At 63.1% G+C, this 18,826-nt stretch carries 16 protein-coding genes; 9 read left to right on the forward strand and 7 right to left on the reverse strand.

Annotation, left to right across the window (positions count from 1 at the left end; translation table 11 throughout):
* Positions 1 to 88: 88 nt before the first annotated feature.
* The 6 genes from BMW74_RS00130 to gatC form a co-directional block, all read right to left on the reverse strand.
* The gene (locus BMW74_RS00130; RefSeq protein WP_093411851.1) at positions 89 to 481 is read right to left on the reverse strand and encodes a carboxymuconolactone decarboxylase family protein; all 393 of its coding nucleotides are present in this window, start codon (positions 479 to 481) and stop codon (positions 89 to 91) included.
* Positions 478 to 1,539, reverse strand: coding sequence for a calcium/sodium antiporter (locus tag BMW74_RS00135; protein ID WP_093411853.1), 1,062 nt, complete (start codon positions 1,537 to 1,539; stop codon positions 478 to 480). Before BMW74_RS00135 ends, BMW74_RS00130 begins: the two co-directional genes overlap by 4 nt.
* 48 nt (positions 1,540 to 1,587) lie before the next feature.
* Positions 1,588 to 1,959 carry a septal ring lytic transglycosylase RlpA family protein gene (locus tag BMW74_RS00140; protein ID WP_093413391.1) on the reverse strand — a complete coding sequence of 124 codons (372 nt, stop codon included), beginning with the start codon at positions 1,957 to 1,959 and terminating at the stop codon, positions 1,588 to 1,590.
* 149 nt (positions 1,960 to 2,108) lie between these two features.
* On the reverse strand, positions 2,109 to 3,554 hold the full coding sequence (gatB, locus tag BMW74_RS00145) for an Asp-tRNA(Asn)/Glu-tRNA(Gln) amidotransferase subunit GatB (protein WP_093411854.1): 1,446 nt from the start codon (positions 3,552 to 3,554) through the stop codon (positions 2,109 to 2,111).
* A 10-nt stretch (positions 3,555 to 3,564) separates the two neighbouring features.
* Complete coding sequence (gene gatA / locus BMW74_RS00150; RefSeq protein ID WP_093411856.1) at positions 3,565 to 5,016, reverse strand: Asp-tRNA(Asn)/Glu-tRNA(Gln) amidotransferase subunit GatA; 1,452 nt, start codon at positions 5,014 to 5,016, stop codon at positions 3,565 to 3,567.
* 16 nt (positions 5,017 to 5,032) lie between these two features.
* A complete protein-coding gene (gatC, locus tag BMW74_RS00155; protein WP_093411859.1) occupies positions 5,033 to 5,320 on the reverse strand; it encodes an Asp-tRNA(Asn)/Glu-tRNA(Gln) amidotransferase subunit GatC in 288 nt (95 codons plus the stop codon).
* 211 nt (positions 5,321 to 5,531) lie between these two features.
* On the opposite strand from gatC, the gene mreB reads away from it, so the two are divergent.
* The 8 genes from mreB to tldD all read left to right on the forward strand — a co-directional run bounded on the left by mreB (position 5,532) and on the right by tldD (position 16,672).
* Complete coding sequence (gene mreB, locus BMW74_RS00160) at positions 5,532 to 6,569, forward strand: rod shape-determining protein MreB (protein WP_002555108.1); 1,038 nt, start codon at positions 5,532 to 5,534, stop codon at positions 6,567 to 6,569.
* A gap of 142 nt (positions 6,570 to 6,711) precedes the next feature.
* A complete protein-coding gene (gene mreC / locus BMW74_RS00165) occupies positions 6,712 to 7,806 on the forward strand; it encodes a rod shape-determining protein MreC (RefSeq protein WP_256562505.1) in 1,095 nt (364 codons plus the stop codon).
* On the forward strand, positions 7,806 to 8,285 hold the full coding sequence (gene mreD, locus BMW74_RS00170; RefSeq protein ID WP_093411864.1) for a rod shape-determining protein MreD: 480 nt from the start codon (positions 7,806 to 7,808) through the stop codon (positions 8,283 to 8,285). Before mreC ends, mreD begins: the two co-directional genes overlap by 1 nt.
* Positions 8,286 to 8,328: 43 nt before the next feature.
* Complete coding sequence (locus BMW74_RS00175) at positions 8,329 to 8,946, forward strand: Maf family protein (RefSeq protein ID WP_093411867.1); 618 nt, start codon at positions 8,329 to 8,331, stop codon at positions 8,944 to 8,946.
* A 45-nt stretch (positions 8,947 to 8,991) separates the two neighbouring features.
* Positions 8,992 to 10,449 (forward strand): ribonuclease G, encoded by a 1,458-nt coding sequence (gene rng / locus BMW74_RS00180; RefSeq protein WP_093411870.1) that lies wholly within the window; start codon positions 8,992 to 8,994, stop codon positions 10,447 to 10,449.
* A gap of 42 nt (positions 10,450 to 10,491) precedes the next feature.
* Positions 10,492 to 14,295 (forward strand): YhdP family protein, encoded by a 3,804-nt coding sequence (locus BMW74_RS00185; RefSeq protein WP_093411872.1) that lies wholly within the window; start codon positions 10,492 to 10,494, stop codon positions 14,293 to 14,295.
* A 69-nt stretch (positions 14,296 to 14,364) separates the two neighbouring features.
* Positions 14,365 to 15,213 (forward strand): carbon-nitrogen hydrolase family protein, encoded by an 849-nt coding sequence (locus BMW74_RS00190; protein ID WP_093411875.1) that lies wholly within the window; start codon positions 14,365 to 14,367, stop codon positions 15,211 to 15,213.
* Between the two features lie 16 nt (positions 15,214 to 15,229).
* Entirely contained in the window at positions 15,230 to 16,672 is a 1,443-nt protein-coding gene (gene tldD, locus BMW74_RS00195) for a metalloprotease TldD (protein ID WP_093411876.1), read from the forward strand.
* A gap of 48 nt (positions 16,673 to 16,720) precedes the next feature.
* Here the strand turns inward: tldD and yjgA are convergent, their stop codons facing one another.
* Entirely contained in the window at positions 16,721 to 17,245 is a 525-nt protein-coding gene (yjgA, locus tag BMW74_RS00200) for a ribosome biogenesis factor YjgA (protein ID WP_093411879.1), read from the reverse strand.
* Positions 17,246 to 17,353: 108 nt separating this feature from the next.
* Here yjgA and pmbA point away from each other — a divergent pair, with 108 nt between their 5' ends.
* Entirely contained in the window at positions 17,354 to 18,700 is a 1,347-nt protein-coding gene (pmbA, locus tag BMW74_RS00205; RefSeq protein WP_093411881.1) for a metalloprotease PmbA, read from the forward strand.
* Positions 18,701 to 18,826 lie beyond the last annotated feature (126 nt).

Consider the following 18,826-nt stretch of genomic DNA (forward strand, 5'->3'; position numbering starts at 1 on the left):
CCCTTCGCGAGCAGGCTCGCTCCCACAGGTCCCGCGCCATCTGTGTGGGAGCGAGCCTGCTCGCGATAGCCATTTCACCGACCGCCCGTTACTCCGGCGTGTGGTAGCTATCGATCACTTCCTGCGCCGCGCGGAAGGCTTCCATCGACGCGGGCACGCCGGCGTAGACCGCACAGTGCATCAGGGTTTCGCGGATTTCGTCGACGGTGCAGCCGTTGTTCAGCGCACCGCGCACGTGGCCCTTGAGTTCCTGCGGGGCCTTGAGTGCGGTCAGGGCGGCGAGGGTGATCAGGCTGCGGGTCTTGAGCTCCAGGCCGCCACGGTTCCACACCGCGCCCCAGGCGTGTTCGTTGACGAATTCCTGGAAGGGCTGGGTCAGTTCGGTGGCGTTGCCCATCGAGCGGTCGACGAAGGCGTCGCCCATTACCTGGCGGCGCACTTCAATGCCGCTCGGCTTGCGGGGAGGGGAGGTGTCGGTCATGGCAATGGCCTCGTGTGATGTTGGCGGCGCCAGGCGCGCACTGACGTGAACAGTAAGAACGCCAGCAGCGCCGGCAGGACATAAAACAGCATCAGGTGTTCCAGCTTGCCGGCCAGTGGCATGCCCGTGGTGAAGGACGCCACGTGCAGCCCGTAGGCCAGGTACAAGGCGAGGAACAGCAAGCCTTCGACGCGCGTGACGCGGTAGCCGGAATAGAACACCGGCAGGCACAGCAGGGTCACGCCAAGCAGCACCGGCAAGTCGAACGCCAGGGCGTTGGGCGAGACCGACAGCGGCGAGGGCGCCACCAGCGCGGTGAAGCCCAGTACCCCGAGCAGGTTGAACAGATTGCCGCCGATCACGTTGCCCACGGCGATGTCACGCTGGCCGCGCACGGCGGCCAGCAGCGAGGTGGCCAGTTGCGGCAGCGAGGTGCTGATGGCGACGATGGTGAGGCCGATGACCCGCTCCGACAGGCCCAGTTCGCTGGCCAGGTCCACCGCGGCATCGAGCAGCAGGTGGCCGGCGCCGATCAGCAGCACCAGGCCCGTGAGGATCAACAGCGCGCTGCGTATCCACGGCGTACGCGGGGGCGGGGTGTAGGCGCTCGGTGTGTGCGGGCTGTGCTGCGACTGGCGCAGCAACAAACCGAGGTACAGCACCAGCGCCGCCAGCAGCACGATGCCGTCCAGTGGCGTCAGTGTTTCATTCCAGGCCAGGGCGAACACCAGCGCGCTGGCGCCGATCAGCAGCGGGATGTCCAGGCGCACGAGTTGCCGGGAGACGCGCAGGGGCATGATCAGCGCTGACAGGCCGAGGATCACCAGGATGGTGAAGATGCTGCTGCCGATCACGCTGCCGACGGCGATGTCGGTGTTGTGGGCGAGGGTGGCTTGCAGGCTGACGGTCAGCTGCGGTGCGCTGCTGCCGAACGCGACGATAGTCAGGCCGATGATCAGCGGACGGACCTTCAGGTGGGCGACCAGGCGTACCGCAGCGCGTACCAGCAACTCGGCGCCGAGGATCAGCAAGAGCAGGCCGCCGAGCAGTTGCAGCAGGCTCAGCGGTGGCAGGTCGGATAATCCAGAGATGGTCGGCGCTCCCGGTCAGTCGCTCAAGGCTTGTACGCGGACCCGCGCGGTGCCGCTGCGCAGCATGCCCAACTGGTCGGCAGCGGCCCGGGACAGGTCGATCAAGCGGCCGCGGGTAAACGGGCCGCGGTCGTTGATCCGCACGATGACGGTCTTGTCGTTGTTCAGGTTGGTGACCTTGACCCGCGTCCCGAACGGCAGTTTGCGGTGGGCGGCGGTCAGGGCGTGCTGGTCAAACGGTTCGCCGCTGGCGGTGCGTTTGCCATGGTGTTTGGCGCCGTAATAGGAGGCGGTTCCGGATTCGTCGTAGCCGCGGGGGTCGACGTTGTAGCTGGCGCAGCCGGTGAATAGGGAGGCGAGTATGGCGAGGCCGAGTAAACGCTTGATCCCGGTTGTCCGCAAAGCCCTTGTGGGAGCGAGCCTGCTCGCGAAAAGGCCAGCACATCCGACATCACTGCCGACTGCACCACCGCTTTCGCGAGCAGGCTCGCTCCCACAGGGAACGGAGCCAGGCTTAACATCTGGCTCCATACCCATCAGCCTTCGAGCTTGCTTTTGAGCAGTTCGTTGACCTGCTGCGGGTTGGCCTTGCCTTTGGACGCCTTCATCGCCTGGCCGACGAAGAAGCCGAACATCTTGCCGCGCTTGGCTTCGTCCGCGGCGCGGTACTGTTCGACCTGCTCGGCGTTGGCCGCGAGCATCTCATCGAGCACGGCCGAAATGGCGCCGCTGTCGGTGACTTGCTTGAGGCCGCGCTTGTCGATGATCTCGTCCGCGTTGCCTTCGCCTGCGGCCATGGCTTCGAACACGGTCTTGGCAATCTTGCCGGAGATGGTGTTGTCCTTGATCCGCAGCAGCATGCCGCCCAGTTGCTCGGCCGAGACCGGGGCCTCGTCGATTTCCAGGCCCTGTTTGTTCAACAGGCTGCCCAGTTCGACCATGACCCAGTTGGCGGCGAGCTTGGCGTCGCCGGCGATGCTCACCACTTTCTCGAAGTAGTCAGCTTGCTCGCGGCTGGAGGCCAGGACGCTGGCATCGTAGACCGACAGGCCGAACTGCGCCTGGAAGCGTTCGCGTTTCTGTGGCGGCAGCTCCGGCAGGGTGGCGCGGATGTCGTCGAGGAACGAGTCCTCGATCACCACCGGCAACAGGTCCGGATCGGGGAAGTAACGGTAGTCGTTGGCTTCCTCCTTGCTGCGCATGGCGCGGGTCTCGTCCTTGTTCGGATCGTACAGGCGCGTTTGCTGAATCACCCGGCCGCCGTCTTCGATCAGTTCGATCTGGCGACGCACTTCGGTGTTGATCGCCTTCTCGATGAAGCGGAACGAGTTGACGTTCTTGATCTCGCAGCGGGTGCCGTACTCGACCTGGCCTTTTGGCCGCACCGACACGTTGCAGTCGCAACGCAGCGAACCTTCGGCCATGTTGCCGTCGCAGATGCCCAGGTAGCGCACCAACGCGTGGATGGTCTTGACGTAGGCCACGGCTTCCTTGGCGCTGCGCATGTCCGGCTCGGACACGATCTCCAGCAGCGGGGTGCCGGCGCGGTTCAGGTCGATGCCGGTGGCGCCGTTGAATTCTTCATGCAGGCTCTTGCCGGCATCTTCTTCCAGGTGTGCACGGGTCACGCCGACACGCTTGATGGTGCCGTCTTCCAGCGGGATGTCCAGGTAGCCCTTGCCGACGATCGGCAACTCCATCTGGCTGATCTGGTAGCCCTTGGGCAGGTCCGGGTAGAAGTAGTTCTTGCGCGCGAACACGTTGTGCTGGCCGATTTCGGCGTCAATCGCCAGGCCGAACATCACCGCCATGCGCACCGCTTCCTGGTTCAGCACCGGCAGTACGCCGGGCATGCCCAGGTCGACCAGGCTGGCCTGGGTGTTGGGCTCGGAGCCGAACGTGGTGGCGCTACCGGAGAAAATCTTCGATTGGGTGGCGAGCTGGGTATGAATCTCCAGCCCGATCACGACTTCCCATTGCATGTGTTTCTCCTCAGAAGCCTGTCGGGGTGCGGGTGTGCCAGTCGGTGTTCAACTGGTACTGGTGCGCAACGTTGAGCAAGCGGCCTTCCTGGAAGTACGGCGCGAGCAGTTGCACGCCAACCGGCAAGCCATCGACAAAACCGGCTGGCATCGACAGGCCCGGCAGGCCCGCGAGGTTGGCGGTGATGGTGTAGACGTCTTCCAGGTAGGCGGCGACCGGGTCGCTGTTCTTGGCGCCGAGTTTCCAGGCCGGGTTGGGCGTGGTCGGGCCGAGGATGATGTCGACCTCATTGAAGGCGGCCATGAAGTCGTTCTTGACCAGGCGACGGATCTTCTGGGCCTTCAGGTAGTAGGCGTCGTAGTAACCGGCGGAGAGCGCGTAGGCGCCGACCATGATCCGGCGCTGTACTTCGGCGCCGAAGCCTTCACCGCGCGAGCGTTTATAAAGGTCGGTCAGGTCTTTCGGGTCTTCGCAGCGATAGCCGAAGCGCACGCCGTCGAAACGCGACAGGTTGGACGAGGCCTCTGCCGGGGCGATCACGTAGTACGCCGGAATCGCGTGCTGCATGTTCGGCAGGCTGATGTCCTTGATCACCGCACCGAGCTTTTCCAGCTCCTTGATGCTGCCATGGATCAGCTCGGCGATGCGTGGGTCCAGGCCTTTGCTGAAGTACTCCTTCGGCACGCCGATGCGCAGGCCCTTGAGCGAGGTGGTGAGGCTGGCGCTGTAGTCCGGAACCGGCTCGTCGATGCTGGTGGAGTCCTGCGGATCGAAGCCAGCCATACCTTGCAACAATATTGCGCAGTCTTCGGCGGTGCGTGCCAAGGGGCCGCCCTGATCGAGACTGGAGGCGTAGGCAATCATGCCCCAGCGCGACACACGACCGTAGGTCGGTTTCAGGCCGGTGAGGTTGGTGAAGGCTGCCGGCTGTCGGATAGATCCGCCGGTGTCGGTGGCCGTGGCCGCCGGTAACAGACGAGCGGCAACCGCCGCCGCCGAACCGCCGGACGAGCCGCCTGGCACGTGTTCCAGGTTCCACGGGTTTTTCACCGCGCCGTAGTAGCTCGACTCGTTGGCCGAGCCCATGGCGAACTCGTCCATGTTGGTCTTGCCCAGGGTCACGGCGCCGGCGGCGGCCAGCTTGGCGACCACGGTGGCGTCGTACGGGGCCTTGAAGTTGTCGAGCATCTTCGAGCCGCAGCTGGTGCGGATGCCCTGGGTGCAGAACAAGTCCTTGTGGGCGATCGGCGCGCCGAGCAGGGCACCGCTCTCACCCTTGGCCCGGCGGGCGTCAGCGGCTTTCGCCTGCGTGAGCGCCAGGTCCTCGGTGAGGCTGATGAAGCTGTTGAGCTGGGGGTCCAGCTGGGCGATACGCGCCAGCAACACCTGGGTCAGCTCTTCGGAGGAAAACTTTTTGTCGGCGAGTCCGCGGGCGATCTCGGCCAGAGTCAATTGATGCATTGCAGGCTCTTTCCCTTTAGTCGATGACTTTCGGAACCAGGTACAGGCCGTTTTCGACCGCTGGTGCGATGGATTGATAGGCCTCGCGGTGATTGGATTCGGTCACGACGTCAGCACGCAGGCGCTGGTTGGCCTCCAATGGGTGGGCCAGCGGCTCGATACCGTCGGTATTGACCGCCTGCATTTCGTCGACCAGTCCCAGAATGCTGTTCAGGGCCGAGGTGATGTGTGGAAGATCGGCATCATTGAGGCCAAGGCAGGCCAGATGAGCGATTTTTTCCACGTCTGAGCGTTCAAGCGCCATGGGTTTCTCCAGTGGAAAACAGGACGGACGGCGTCCGTATGTGTAGATTGTCGGAACACTACCGCACTTCTACGGTCATAAGGCCGCGATTGTGGTGCTTGGTGCACAGAAAAGCCGCCAATTTAACATATTGGCGCCTTGCCCAAAATCCCTGTCGTTGTTAGAGTTTGCCGCACTTTTTTACCCACGCGTTGCCTAGGGTCCCTTTCCCATGTTCAAGAAACTGCGTGGCATGTTTTCCAGCGATCTTTCCATTGACCTGGGCACTGCCAACACCCTTATTTACGTGCGCGAGCGCGGTATCGTCCTGAATGAGCCATCGGTTGTGGCTATTCGTACGCACGGTAATCAGAAAAGTGTCGTTGCCGTCGGCACCGAGGCCAAGCGCATGCTGGGCCGTACGCCGGGCAACATTGCCGCCATTCGTCCGATGAAGGACGGCGTGATCGCCGATTTCAGCGTCTGCGAAAAGATGCTGCAGTACTTCATCAACAAGGTTCACGAAAACAGCTTTCTGCAGCCCAGCCCTCGTGTGCTGATCTGCGTGCCGTGCAAGTCCACCCAGGTTGAGCGTCGTGCCATCCGTGAATCGGCCCTCGGTGCCGGTGCCCGTGAAGTGTTTCTGATCGAAGAACCGATGGCTGCTGCCATTGGTGCCGGCCTGCCGGTTGAAGAAGCGCGTGGCTCGATGGTCGTCGATATCGGTGGCGGTACCACTGAAATTGCACTGATCTCCCTCAACGGTGTGGTCTACGCCGAATCCGTACGGGTCGGTGGCGACCGTTTCGACGAAGCGATCATCACTTATGTGCGTCGCAACTACGGCAGCCTGATCGGCGAATCCACCGCCGAGCGCATCAAGCAGGAAATCGGTACGGCCTACCCAGGCGGTGAAGTTCGCGAAGTCGACGTTCGCGGCCGTAACCTGGCGGAAGGCGTTCCACGTGCATTCACCCTGAACTCCAATGAAGTGCTGGAAGCTCTGCAAGAGTCGCTGGCAACCATCGTTCAGGCCGTGAAGAGCGCGCTGGAGCAATCGCCGCCGGAGCTGGCTTCGGATATCGCCGAGCGTGGCCTGGTGCTGACCGGTGGTGGCGCCTTGTTGCGTGACCTCGACAAGTTGCTGGCCCAGGAAACCGGTCTGCCGGTGATCGTTGCCGAAGATCCGCTGACCTGCGTGGCTCGCGGTGGTGGCCGTGCATTGGAAATGATGGATAAGCACACCATGGACCTGCTCTCCAGCGAGTGATCTCGCCGGGCGCTTCTATGCTGTTCGCGCACAGGCAGCACTTTGCAGTGCTGCCTGTTGCCGTTTATCTTCTGTCAGTCTGCATCCAGGCCGGTTTGATGCCGTATGAATAAACAGAACATTTGCCTGGGAGGAGCGGCTTATTAAACCGCTTTTCGCCAAAGGCCCCTCAATGGGTATGCGCTTCCTGGTGCTGGCCGTGCTATCGGTCGCGCTGATGGTAGTCGATGCCCGTTTCGACGTACTCAAGCCGGCCCGCAGCCAGATGTCGCTGGTATTGATGGACGCCTATTGGGTCACCGACCTGCCCGAACGACTGTGGCAAGGTGTGAGCAGCCAGTTCGGCAGCCGTACCGAGCTCGTCGCCGAGAACGAAAAACTCAAGACTGAAAACCTTCTGCTCCAGGGACGCATGCAAAAGCTCGCGGCCTTGACCGAGCAGAACGTTCGGCTGCGCGAGTTGCTCAACTCCTCGGCGCTGGTCAATGAGAAGGTCGAAGTGGCCGAACTGATCGGCGTCGATCCCAATCCGTTCACCCATCGCATCATCATCAACAAGGGCGAGCGCGATGGCGTGGTGCTGGGTCAGCCGGTGCTCGATGCCCGTGGCTTGATGGGCCAGGTGGTCGAGCTGATGCCCTACACCTCGCGGGTGTTGCTGCTGACGGACACCACCCACAGTATTCCCGTGCAAGTGAACCGCAACGGCTTGCGGGCGATTGCCAGCGGCACCGGTAACCCGGAGCGCCTGGAACTGCGCCACGTCGCGGACACTGCCGATATCAAGGAAGGCGACTTGCTGGTCAGTTCCGGCCTGGGCCAGCGCTTCCCGGCGGGTTACCCGGTGGCGACAGTCAAGGAAGTGATCCACGACTCTGGCCAGCCTTTCGCCATTGTCCGTGCCGTGCCGACCGCCGCCCTCAACCGCAGTCGCTACATGCTGCTGGTGTTCAGCGACAGCCGAACCCCAGAAGAGCGGGCCAATGAAGCCGCACAAGCCCAGGATGCCCAGGATCACTCCGGCACTGGAGTCAGCGTGCCGGCGACCGTGCCCAAGCCCGTGGTTGCTCCCGTTCCAGCTGCGGTCACGCCGGTCGCGCCTGCGGTTGCACCCACGCCAGTGACCCCCGCCAAACCGGTGGCCCAGGCCACGCCGGCCAAACCACCGGTGGCCGTCAAGCCAGCGGTCAAGCCACCGGCTGCAGCGCCTCGAGCGACCACCGGAGGGAGAGAATAATGGCCCGGGCTTCCCGTAATGGTTGGATGATTTGGGCGACGTTCGTCGTTGCCCTGCTGTTGAGCATTGTGCCGTTCCCTCACATCGAGATCCTGCGCCCAATGTTCATCGCGCTGCCGCTGGCCTACTGGGCGCTGCAGTTGCCGGAAAAAGTCGGCATGGTCACGGCCTTCTGCCTCGGTCTTGCCCTGGACGTGCTGTACGGCACCTTGCTGGGTCACAACGCGTTGATCCTGACGCTCATCACCTTCCTGATCCTGTCGCTGCAACAGCGCCTGCGGATGTTTCCGATGTGGCAGCAGAGCCTGGTGATCCTGGTGATCCTGGGGCTGGCCCAACTGCTGCAACTGTGGCTCAGTGCGCTGACCGGCAGCCGTGAGACCCTGGCGGTGCTCTTGCCGGCGCTGATCAGTGCGTTACTGTGGCCCTGGGTCAGTTTCGGGCTGCGTGGATTGAGTCGCCGCTACAAGATCAATTAATTCGGACAGGCATTTGCCCGTACCTGGACAGGGAGATGTCTTGATGAATCCGCTTTACCTCGCCTCAGGTTCGCCGCGCCGGCGTGAGCTACTCACGCAGGTTGGCGTGCCGTTCACCGCCATCAGCGCGGATATCGATGAAACCCCTCTGACTGACGAAGCCCCCATGGCCTATGTCGAGCGCCTGGCTCGCAGCAAGGCCCTGGCCGGTCGCGCGCGGCTGTTGGCTGGCGAGCCGGGCGCCCCGGCCTGTGTGCTGGGCGCCGACACGGCCGTGGTGCTCGACGGGCAGATCCTCGGCAAGCCGCAGGACGAGGCCGATGCACGGGCAATGTTGCAGCGACTGTCGGGGCGCGAGCATGAAGTCCTGACCGCGATTGCACTGCTCGATGGCCCGCGCCTTGAATCCCGGGTGGTCCGCAGCCTGGTCCGCTTTCGCCCGATCAGCGATCAAGAGGCCCGGGCCTATTGGGCCAGTGGCGAGCCGCAGGACAAGGCCGGTGGCTACGGCATCCAGGGCCTGGGCGCGGTCTTTGTGGCCGGGCTCAATGGCAGCTATTCCGCGGTGGTTGGCCTGCCCCTGTGCGAAACCTGCGAACTGCTCGGGCATTTCGGCATACCCTGTTGGCAAACCCCAATCGCGCGCTCAGCGCCGTACTGACTTGATGCGGCCATAATCGTGAACATGCCTGAACGAGACCTTGTCATGAGTGAAGAGATTCTGATCAACATCACGCCGATGGAATCGCGTGTGGCGGTGGTCGAAAACGGTGTGTTGCAAGAAGTGCATGTCGAACGCACGCAAAAACGCGGGATCGTCGGCAACATTTACAAAGGCAAGGTGGTGCGGGTCCTGCCCGGCATGCAGGCGGCGTTCATCGATATCGGCCTGGACCGGGCTGCGTTTATCCATGCCTCGGAGATTTCCCTGCGCGAAGGCCCGGCGGTGGAGAGCATCAGCGCGCTGGTCCACGAAGGCCAGAGCCTGGTGGTGCAAGTCACCAAGGACCCGATTGGCTCCAAGGGCGCGCGCTTGACCACCCAGTTGTCGATTCCCTCGCGTTATCTGGTGTACATGCCGCGTACCGCCCATGTCGGCATTTCGTTGAAGATCGAAGACGAAGCCGAGCGCGAGCGCCTCAAGCAAGTGGTCACCGATTGCGTGGCCAAGGAAGGTATCAAGGAAGCGGGCGGGTTTATTCTGCGCACCGCCGCCGAAGGTGCCGGTGCGGATGAAATCCTGATGGACATCCGCTACCTGCGCCGCCTGTGGGACCAGATCGGCGCGCAGATCAAGACCGTCGGCGCCCCCACGGTGATCTATGAAGACCTCGGCCTGGCGCTGCGCACCCTGCGTGACCTGGTCAGTCCGAAGATCGAGAAGATTCGCATCGACTCGCGGGAAACCTTCCAGAGGACCACGCAGTTCGTCGCCGAATTGATGCCGGAGATTGCTGATCGCCTGGAGCACTACCCCGGCGAGCGGCCGATTTTTGACCTGTATGGCGTCGAAGACGAAATCCAGAAAGCCCTCGAACGCAAGGTGCCACTCAAGTCCGGTGGTTACCTGGTGGTTGACCCGGCCGAAGCCATGAGCACCATCGACGTCAACACCGGTGCGTTCGTCGGCCACCGTAACCTTGAAGAGACGATCTTCAAGACGAACCTGGAAGCCGCGACGGCGATTGCCCGGCAATTACGCCTGCGCAACCTGGGCGGGATCATCATCATCGACTTTATCGACATGGAAGATGAAGAACATCAACGCCAGGTGTTGCGGACCCTGGAGAAACAGCTGGAACGTGATCACGCCAAGACCAACATCATCGGTATCACCGAGTTGGGCCTGGTGCAGATGACGCGCAAGCGCACCCGCGAGAGTCTTGAGCAGGTGCTCTGCGAGCCGTGCAGCAGTTGCCAGGGGCGGGGCAAGCTCAAGACCCCGGAAACCGTGTGTTACGAGATTTTTCGCGAAATCCTGCGTGAGGCACGTGCCTATCAGGCTGAAGGCTACCGCGTACTGGCCAATCAGAAAGTGGTGGATCGCCTGCTGGATGAAGAATCAGGCAATGTCGCGGAGCTCGAAGGGTTTATCGGACGTACTATCCGTTTCCAGGTCGAGACCATGTATTCCCAGGAACAGTACGACGTGGTGTTGCTCTGATCCGCTGTCTAGCGCATGTGTTCACCTTGAGGGCCCACTGACATGGAGCGTCTGATGCGTATTCTAGGTGCGCTTACCCGCTGGGGGCTTGGCCTCTGTGCCTTGCTGTTGGTGCTGGTTGCGCTGTACGTCAACCTGGGGCGCGAATTTGTGCCGTTTGTGGCCGAGTACCGTGTCGAGGTTGAAGCCAAGGCGCGCGAAGCCCTGGGTATGCCGTTACAGGTCGGTAGCCTGGAAGGTCGCTGGAGCGGCATGGCCCCGATCCTATTGGCCCATGACGTGATGGTCGGCGAGGGCGCCAATGCCCTGCACCTGGATCAGGTGCGGGTGGTGCCGGATGTGTGGGCCAGCCTGCTGGCGCGCGCGGTACGCATCGACCACCTTGAGCTCAACGGGCTGAAGATCAACCTCAAGGAAGGCGCGGACGGCCAATGGCTGCTCGAAGGCCTGCCCGTGCAGCAGGACCAGCCGCTGGACCCCGGGCAATTGCTCAATCAGATGCAGGCGGTGGCCCAGCTTTCCATACTCGATAGCCAGATCACCCTGCAGCCACTCGACCAGCCACCGTTGACCCTGACGTATGTCGGCCTGAGCCTCAAGACCGGCGCCAGTCGCCAACGTCTCGACGCCCGGCTGACCTTGCCGGATGGCCAGCCGTTGGCGATGAGCCTGCGCACCCGGATTCGCGCCAGCCAGTGGCAGGATGGGCAAGTCGATGCTTACCTGAGCCTGCCGCAAAGTGATTGGTCACGCTGGTTGCCGACCCGGCTCACCCAACAGTGGAAGTTCTCCGAGCTCAACGCTGGCGGCGAGTTCTGGTTGAACTGGGACAAAGGCCAGTTGCAGAGCGCTGCCGTGCGCCTGAATGCGCCCAAGATCAACGGTGCCTACGCCGACCGCAAACCCGTCACGCTCACCAATCTGGCCCTGAATGCCTACGTGCAGCGCACGTCGGCGGGGCTGGAGGTGGTGGCCGATTCGCTGGCCCTGAACCTGGGGCCAACGCGTTGGGAAACCCGCCTGCAACTCAAGCAGACCCTGGCGACGGCCAGCACCGAAGAAGTGTGGAAGCTGCAGGCCGACTACCTTGACCTGACTCCCGTGACGCCGGTGCTGCAAGCGCTGGTCCCGCTGCCTGACGGCCTGGCCAAGACCATCGACCACCTGAAGGTGACGGGTGGCCTGCGCAATGTGCTGCTCGATTTCCGTCCGCAGAATGCCGGTGATCAGAAACTCAGCTTTGCCGCCAACCTGGAGCGTGTCGGCTTCGACGCCTATTCCGGCGCACCGGCTGCGCGCAATGTGTCCGGCAGCATCAGCGGTGACCTGGGGCAGGGCGAACTGCGCATGGACAGCAAGGATTTTTCCCTGCACCTGGCCCCGATATTCGCCAAGCCCTGGCAGTACATCCAGGCCAATGCGCGGCTGACCTGGAAGCTCGATCAACAAGGTTTCACCCTGATTGCACCGTACCTGAAGGTACTGGGCGAAGAGGGCAAGATTGCCGGCGACTTCCTGATCCGCCTGCACTTCGACCACAGCCAGGAAGACTACATGGACCTGCGGGTGGGGCTGGTGGACGGCGATGGCCGTTACACCGCCAAGTACCTGCCCACGGTGTTGAGCCCGGCGCTGGATGAGTGGTTGCGCACGGCGATCATCAAGGGCGCGGTCGACCAGGGCTTCTTCCAGTACCAGGGCTCGCTGAGCCATGACGCGGTGGACGCGGCGCGCAGCATCAGCCTGTTCTTCAAGGTGCATGATGCCGAACTGGCCTTTCAGCCCGGCTGGCCCCACGTCAGCAAGGTCAGCGGCGATGTGTTCGTCGAAGACAGCGGCGTGCGGATCCTGGCGAGCAAGGGGCAACTGCTCGACACCCAGGTGCGCGATGTCTACGTCAATATTCCCCATGTGCCGGCCGGGCAGAGCAGCCATATGTTGATTGACGGCGACTTTGCCGGTGGCCTGGGCGATGGCCTGAAGATTCTCCAGGACGCGCCGATTGGTACCGGTCCGACCTTCGCCGGCTGGCAGGGTGACGGTGAGTTGAAGGGCAAGATCAAGCTCGACATCCCGTTGGAGCACGGCATCGATCCAAAGATCGTGGTCGACTTCAAGACTGCCAAGGCGCGCTTGAAGCTCAAGGACCCAGAGCTTGAGCTGACTCAGCTCAAGGGCGACTTCCTGTTTGACAGCGCTAAGGGCCTGAGCGGGCAGAACATCAGCGCGCAGGCGTTTGACCGGCCGATCACCGCGCAGATCTTTGCCGATGGCCGCGCGGGCAAGCTCAACACCCGTGTCACGGCCAAGGGCCAGGTGACGGTGAAGAAACTCACGGACTGGTTGAAAGTCAGCCAGCCGCTGCCGGTCTCCGGCGACATTCCGTATCAACTGCAACTCAACCTTGACGGTGCCGACAGCCAGTTGATGGTCAGCTCCAGCCTCAAGGGGGTCGCCGTCGACCTGCCTGCGCCGTTTGGCATGAGCGCCGCGCAAGGGCGTGACACGGTGTTTCGCATGACCCTGGAGGGCGCGGAGCGGCGTTACTGGCTCGATTATGGCGACTTGGCGGACTTTACCTTCGCCGCTCCGGCGACGAGTTTTGTCGACGGGCGCGGTGAGTTGTTCCTGGGCGCGGGCAACGCGGTGTTGCCGGGCGGCAAGGGCCTGCGCATTCGCGGTGTGCTGTCCGAGCTGGATATCGAGCCCTGGAACGCCTTGGTGGACAAGTATGCCGGCCAGGACCCCAGCGGCAGTGCCAAGCAGTTGCTCAGCAGCGCCGACTTCAAGGTGGGCAAGCTCATCGGGTTTGGCACTACCCTGGATCAGGCGCGCTTGCAGGCCACGCGAAAACCGTCCGCCTGGACCTTGCAACTCGATAGCCAGCAGGTCAAAGGTAGCGTGGGACTGCCGGATGCCAAGGCGGCCCCCATTGCGGTGAACCTGCAGTACGTGCGCTTGCCGGCGCCGGACCCTGCGGTGCAGGCCGATGAAAATGCGCCGGACCCGTTGGCCTCGGTCGACCCGACTAAAATCCCGGCGCTGGATATCCGCATTGACCAGATCTTCCAGGGCAACGACCTGATGGGTGCCTGGTCACTCAAGGTGCGGCCGATTGCCAAGGGCATCGCCTTCAACAGCATGGACCTGGGACTCAAGGGCATGGAGTTGAAGGGCGCCGGTGGCTGGGAAGGCACGGCGGGGGCGACCAGCAGTTGGTACAAAGGCCGCCTCGAAGGCAAGAACCTGGGGGATGTGCTCAAGGGCTGGGGCTTTGCGCCGACGGTCACCAGCGATAACTTCCACCTGGACATCGACGGGCGCTGGCCTGGATCGCCTGCCTGGGTCGGCCTCAAGCGTTTCTCCGGGAGCCTGGATGCCTCGCTGAACAAGGGGCAATTCGTCGAAGTCGAAGGCGGCGCCCAGGCGCTGCGGGTGTTCGGCCTGCTCAACTTCAACTCGATTGGCCGCCGCTTGCGCCTGGACTTCTCGGACCTGTTCGGCAAAGGCCTGAGCTACGACCGGGTCAAGGGCCTGTTGGTCGCCAGCGATGGCGTCTACGTGACCCGTGAGCCGATCGTCCTGACCGGACCGTCGAGCAACCTGGAACTCAATGGCACGCTGGACATGGTGCGCGACCGGGTCGATGCCAAGCTGATGGTGACATTGCCGTTGACCAACAACCTGCCAATTGCCGCGCTGATCGTCGGGGCACCGGCGGTGGGCGGGGCGCTGTTCCTGATCGATAAGTTGATCGGGGATCGCGTAGCGCGTTTCGCCAGCGTCAAGTACACCGTCAAGGGACCGGTGAAAGAGCCGAAAATCACCTTTGAAAAGCCTTTTTGAGTGGTGTTTCCGGACGCACGACCCAAGCCTATGGAGTAGCATGGCGGCCTACCTGATGCGGAGCGCACCATGTCTGTCGCGGTGATTCAAATGGTCAGCCAGAGCGATGTGCTGGCCAATCTGGCCCGGGCCCGGGACTTGCTCGAACACGCCGCCGCCGGCGGTGCACGGCTGGCGGTGCTGCCGGAAAACTTCGCGGCCATGGGTCGGCGCGACATTGCCGACCTCGGGCGCGCCGAAGCGCTGGGCGAAGGTCCGATCCTGCCCTGGTTGAAACAGACCGCTCGCGACCTCAAGTTATGGATAGTCGGCGGCACGTTGCCGCTGCCACCGCCGGATCAACCCCAGGGCAAGGCCAATGCCTGCTCGTTGCTGATCGATGAGCATGGCCAGACGGTCGCACGCTACGACAAGCTGCATTTGTTTGATGTCGATGTTGCCGACCCTCGCGGGCGCTATCGCGAGTCAGATGACTATGCTTATGGCAGCACGGTGGTCGTGGCGGATACCCCGGTCGGCCGAGTGGGCCTGACGGTTTGCTATGACCTGCGGTTCCCGGAGCTGTACAGCGAGTTGCGGGCAGCCGGGGCCGAGTTGATCACCGCGCCGTCGGCCTTTACCGCGGTGACGGGGGCGGCTCATTGGGAGGTGCTGATCCGCGCGCGGGCCATCGAGACCCAGTGCTATGTGCTGGCGGCCGCCCAGGGTGGTACTCACCCGGGGCCGCGTGAGACCTTCGGCCATGCGGCGATTGTCGACCCGTGGGGGCGCGTGCTGGCGCAACAGGATCAAGGCGAGGCCGTGCTGCTGGCCGAACGCGATAGCAGCGAACAGGCGTCCATTCGGGCGCGGATGCCGGTGTCCAGTCACCGGCGCTTTTTCTCGCAGGGCGCACAGCGACCTGCTTCAGAACGTTGAATTAAGGCGTAAACCTATGAGCGAGTTGTTGTCCTCAGTCAGTGAACATCTGCTAGCGCCGGGTGGCGTGACCATCGAGAGCCTGCAAAGTGTGCTAGGCGATCTGGCCGGCCCGGGCATCGATGCCGCCGACCTGTATTTCCAGGGACAGATTTCCGAGTCCTGGGCGCTGGAAGACGGCATCGTCAAGGAAGGCAGCTTCAACCTCGACCAAGGCGTCGGCGTGCGTGCGCAGTCCGGTGAAAAGACCGGGTTTGCCTACAGCAACGCGATCACCCTCGAAGCCCTGGGCTTGGCGGCCCGCGCGGCGCGTTCGATCTCCCGTGCCGGGCAGAACGGCACGGTGCAGGCCTTCACCACCCAGGATGTCGCCCAGCTCTACGCGCCCGATAACCCGCTGGAAGTGATGACGCGTGCCGAGAAAGTCGAGCTGCTCAAGCAGGTCGACGCCGCGACCCGTGCACTCGATCCGCGTATCCAGCAAGTCACGGTGAGCATGGCCGGGGTCTGGGAACGGATACTGGTGGCCTCCACCGATGGTGGGCTGGCGGCGGATGTGCGTCCGCTGGTGCGCTTTAACGTCAGTGTGATCGTCGAGCAGAACGGCCGTCGCGAGCGCGGTGGCCATGGCGGCGGCGGGCGTACCGACTATCGCTACTTCCTCGCGCAAGATCGCGCCATGGGCTACGCCCGTGAGGCGTTGCGCCAGGCGTTGGTCAACCTGGAAGCCATCCCGGCACCGGCCGGGACCTTTCCCGTGGTGCTGGGCTCGGGCTGGTCCGGGGTCTTGCTGCACGAAGCGGTGGGCCACGGCCTGGAAGGCGACTTCAACCGCAAGGGCAGTTCGGCCTACAGCGGGCGCATGGGCGAAATGGTCGCGTCCAAGTTGTGCACCATCGTCGATGACGGCACCCTGGCCGGTCGCCGGGGCTCACTGAGTGTCGACGACGAGGGCACCCCGACCGAATGCACCACGCTGATCGAAAACGGCGTGCTCAAGGGCTACATGCAGGACAAGCTCAACGCACGCCTGATGGGCGTGGCGCGTACCGGCAATGGTCGTCGCGAGTCCTATGCGCACTTGCCGATGCCGCGCATGACCAACACCTACATGCTGGCTGGTGAAAGCGATCCGGCGGAAATCATCGCCTCGGTGAAGAAGGGCATCTACTGCGCCAGCCTCGGCGGTGGCCAGGTCGATATCACCAGCGGCAAGTTCGTGTTCTCCACCAGCGAGGCGTACCTGATCGAAGACGGCAAGATTACCGCGCCGGTCAAGGGTGCGACGTTGATTGGTAACGGGCCGGAAGCGATGAGCCGGGTATCGATGGTCGGTAGCGACCTGTCGTTGGACAGCGGTGTGGGCACGTGCGGCAAGGATGGTCAGTCGGTGCCGGTGGGTGTCGGCCAGCCAACCCTGAAAATCGACGCGATCACCGTCGGAGGCACGGGCGCGTAGGGGATGGAGCTTCGGGTGAGCCGCGTGGCGACTCACCCGATTCGGGACTTAACGCAGACCGCGTTGAGTCTCGTCCAGCTCACGGATGTACTTGAAGATTTTACGGCTGGAAGCAGGAGGTTTGTTTTGCGCAACCTCGTGCTGGGCCTGACGGATCATGGAGCGCAATTGCTGGCGGTCCGCGTCCGGGTACTCGATGAAGAACTTTTCCAGTACGGCATCGTCGCCAGCGATCAAGCGATCGCGCCAGCGTTCCAGACCGTGGAAGCGTTCGTTGTACTGGCGAGTGGAGGCATCGAGTTGATCGAGCAGGACCAGAATGGCGTCAGTGTCCTGATCGCGCATCAGTTTGCCGATGAACATGAGGTGCCGTTTACGCGCGATATTCGCGGTGTGCTTGGGCGCGTCGGCCAAGGCCCGGCGCATGGCGTCGGTCAAGGGCAGTTTCGCCTGCAAGGCAGGTTTGAGTGTGGTAAGGCGCTCGCCGAGGTCAACCAGAGCATGCAGCTCGCGTTTGACCTGAGTTTTGCTTTTTTCTCCCGTATCGAGGGAGTCGTCGTAAGAATCAACCATGGTGGCCGTCCGCAAAGAATCGCCGCCATGATAACCAGTCGGGGGCCGCTTGTCCGGCCCGGTCGCTCGATGGCCTTAACCGAAAGCAGAATTTGAGTGGAGAACAGCATGAGTGCAGTTGAAAGCGTCGGCCCGAAAGCGTTGCCGGCACTGCAAGAGCAAGTCGAGCAGATCATCGCCGAAGCCAAGCGCCAGGGCGCCAGCGCCTGCGAAGTGGCTGTGTCTCTGGAGCAGGGGCTGTCGACGTCGGTGCGCCAGCGGGAAGTGGAGACGGTCGAATTCAACCGCGACCAGGGCTTTGGCATCACCTTGTACGTTGGCCAGCGCAAAGGCTCGGCCAGCACCTCGGCCAGTGGCCCGGAGGCGATTCGCGAGACGGTCGCCGCCGCGCTGGCCATCGCCAAGCACACCTCTGAAGATGAACATTCGGGGCTGGCCGATGCGGCCTTGATGGCGCGCGACCTGCAGGACTTCGATCTGTTCCACGCGTGGGACATTACCCCTGAGCAGGCCATCGAGAAAGCCCTGGCCTGTGAAGCGGCGGCATTTGCCACCGACAGCCGGATCAAGAACGCCGATGGCACCACCTTGAGTACTCACCAGGGTTGCCGGGTGTATGGCAACAGCCATGGTTTTATCGGTGGCTATGCCTCGACGCGCCATAGCCTGAGCTGCGTGATGATCGCCGAAGCCGATGGCCAGATGCAGCGCGACTACTGGTACGACGTCAATCGCCAGGGCAGCTTGCTGGCGGATCCGGTGAGCATCGGCCAACGAGCGGCGCAACGGGCGGCCAGCCGCCTGGGCGCCCGTCCGGTACCGACCTGCGAAGTGCCTGTGCTGTTTTCGGCGGAGCTGGCGGGCGGTTTGTTCGGCAGTTTCCTGGGGGCGATCTCGGGTGGCAACCTGTACCGCAAATCGTCGTTCCTTGAAGGGGCTCTGGGGCAGAGACTGTTCCCTGAATGGTTGACCATCGATGAGCGCCCGCACCTGATGCGCGCCATGGGCAGCTCCTCGTTCGACGGCGACGGCCTGGCGACCTATGCCAAACCGTTCGTCGAAAAGGGCGAGTTGGTGTCTTACGTGCTGGGCACCTATTCCGGACGCAAGCTCGGTATGCCGAGTACCGCCAACGCCGGTGGCGTGCACAATCTGTTCGTCACCCACGGCGATGAAGACCAGGCCGCGCTGCTGCGGCGCATGGGGCGTGGTTTGCTGGTGACAGAGCTGATGGGGCAGGGCCTGAACATGGTCACCGGTGACTACTCTCGTGGCGCGGCGGGGTACTGGGTCGAGAACGGTGAGATCCAGTTCGCGGTCCAGGAAGTGACCATCGCCGGCAACATGCGCGACATGTTCCAGCAGATCGTTGCCGTGGGCAATGACCTGGAGCTGCGCAGCAACATCCGCACCGGTTCGGTGTTGATCGAGCGAATGACCGTCGCCGGCAGCTGATCCGATACCGCTGGATCAAAAAGCGCACGCCTCATTGAGTCGTGCGCTTTTTTATGCGCGATGGGAAGCCGGCCGTGGGAATAGTCCCGCTCACTTAAGGGCGTCCCGATACCGAAGCAACACCCG

This window comes from Pseudomonas sp. ok272 (assembly GCF_900109995.1).
Taxonomy (GTDB): Bacteria; Pseudomonadota; Gammaproteobacteria; order Pseudomonadales; family Pseudomonadaceae; genus Aquipseudomonas.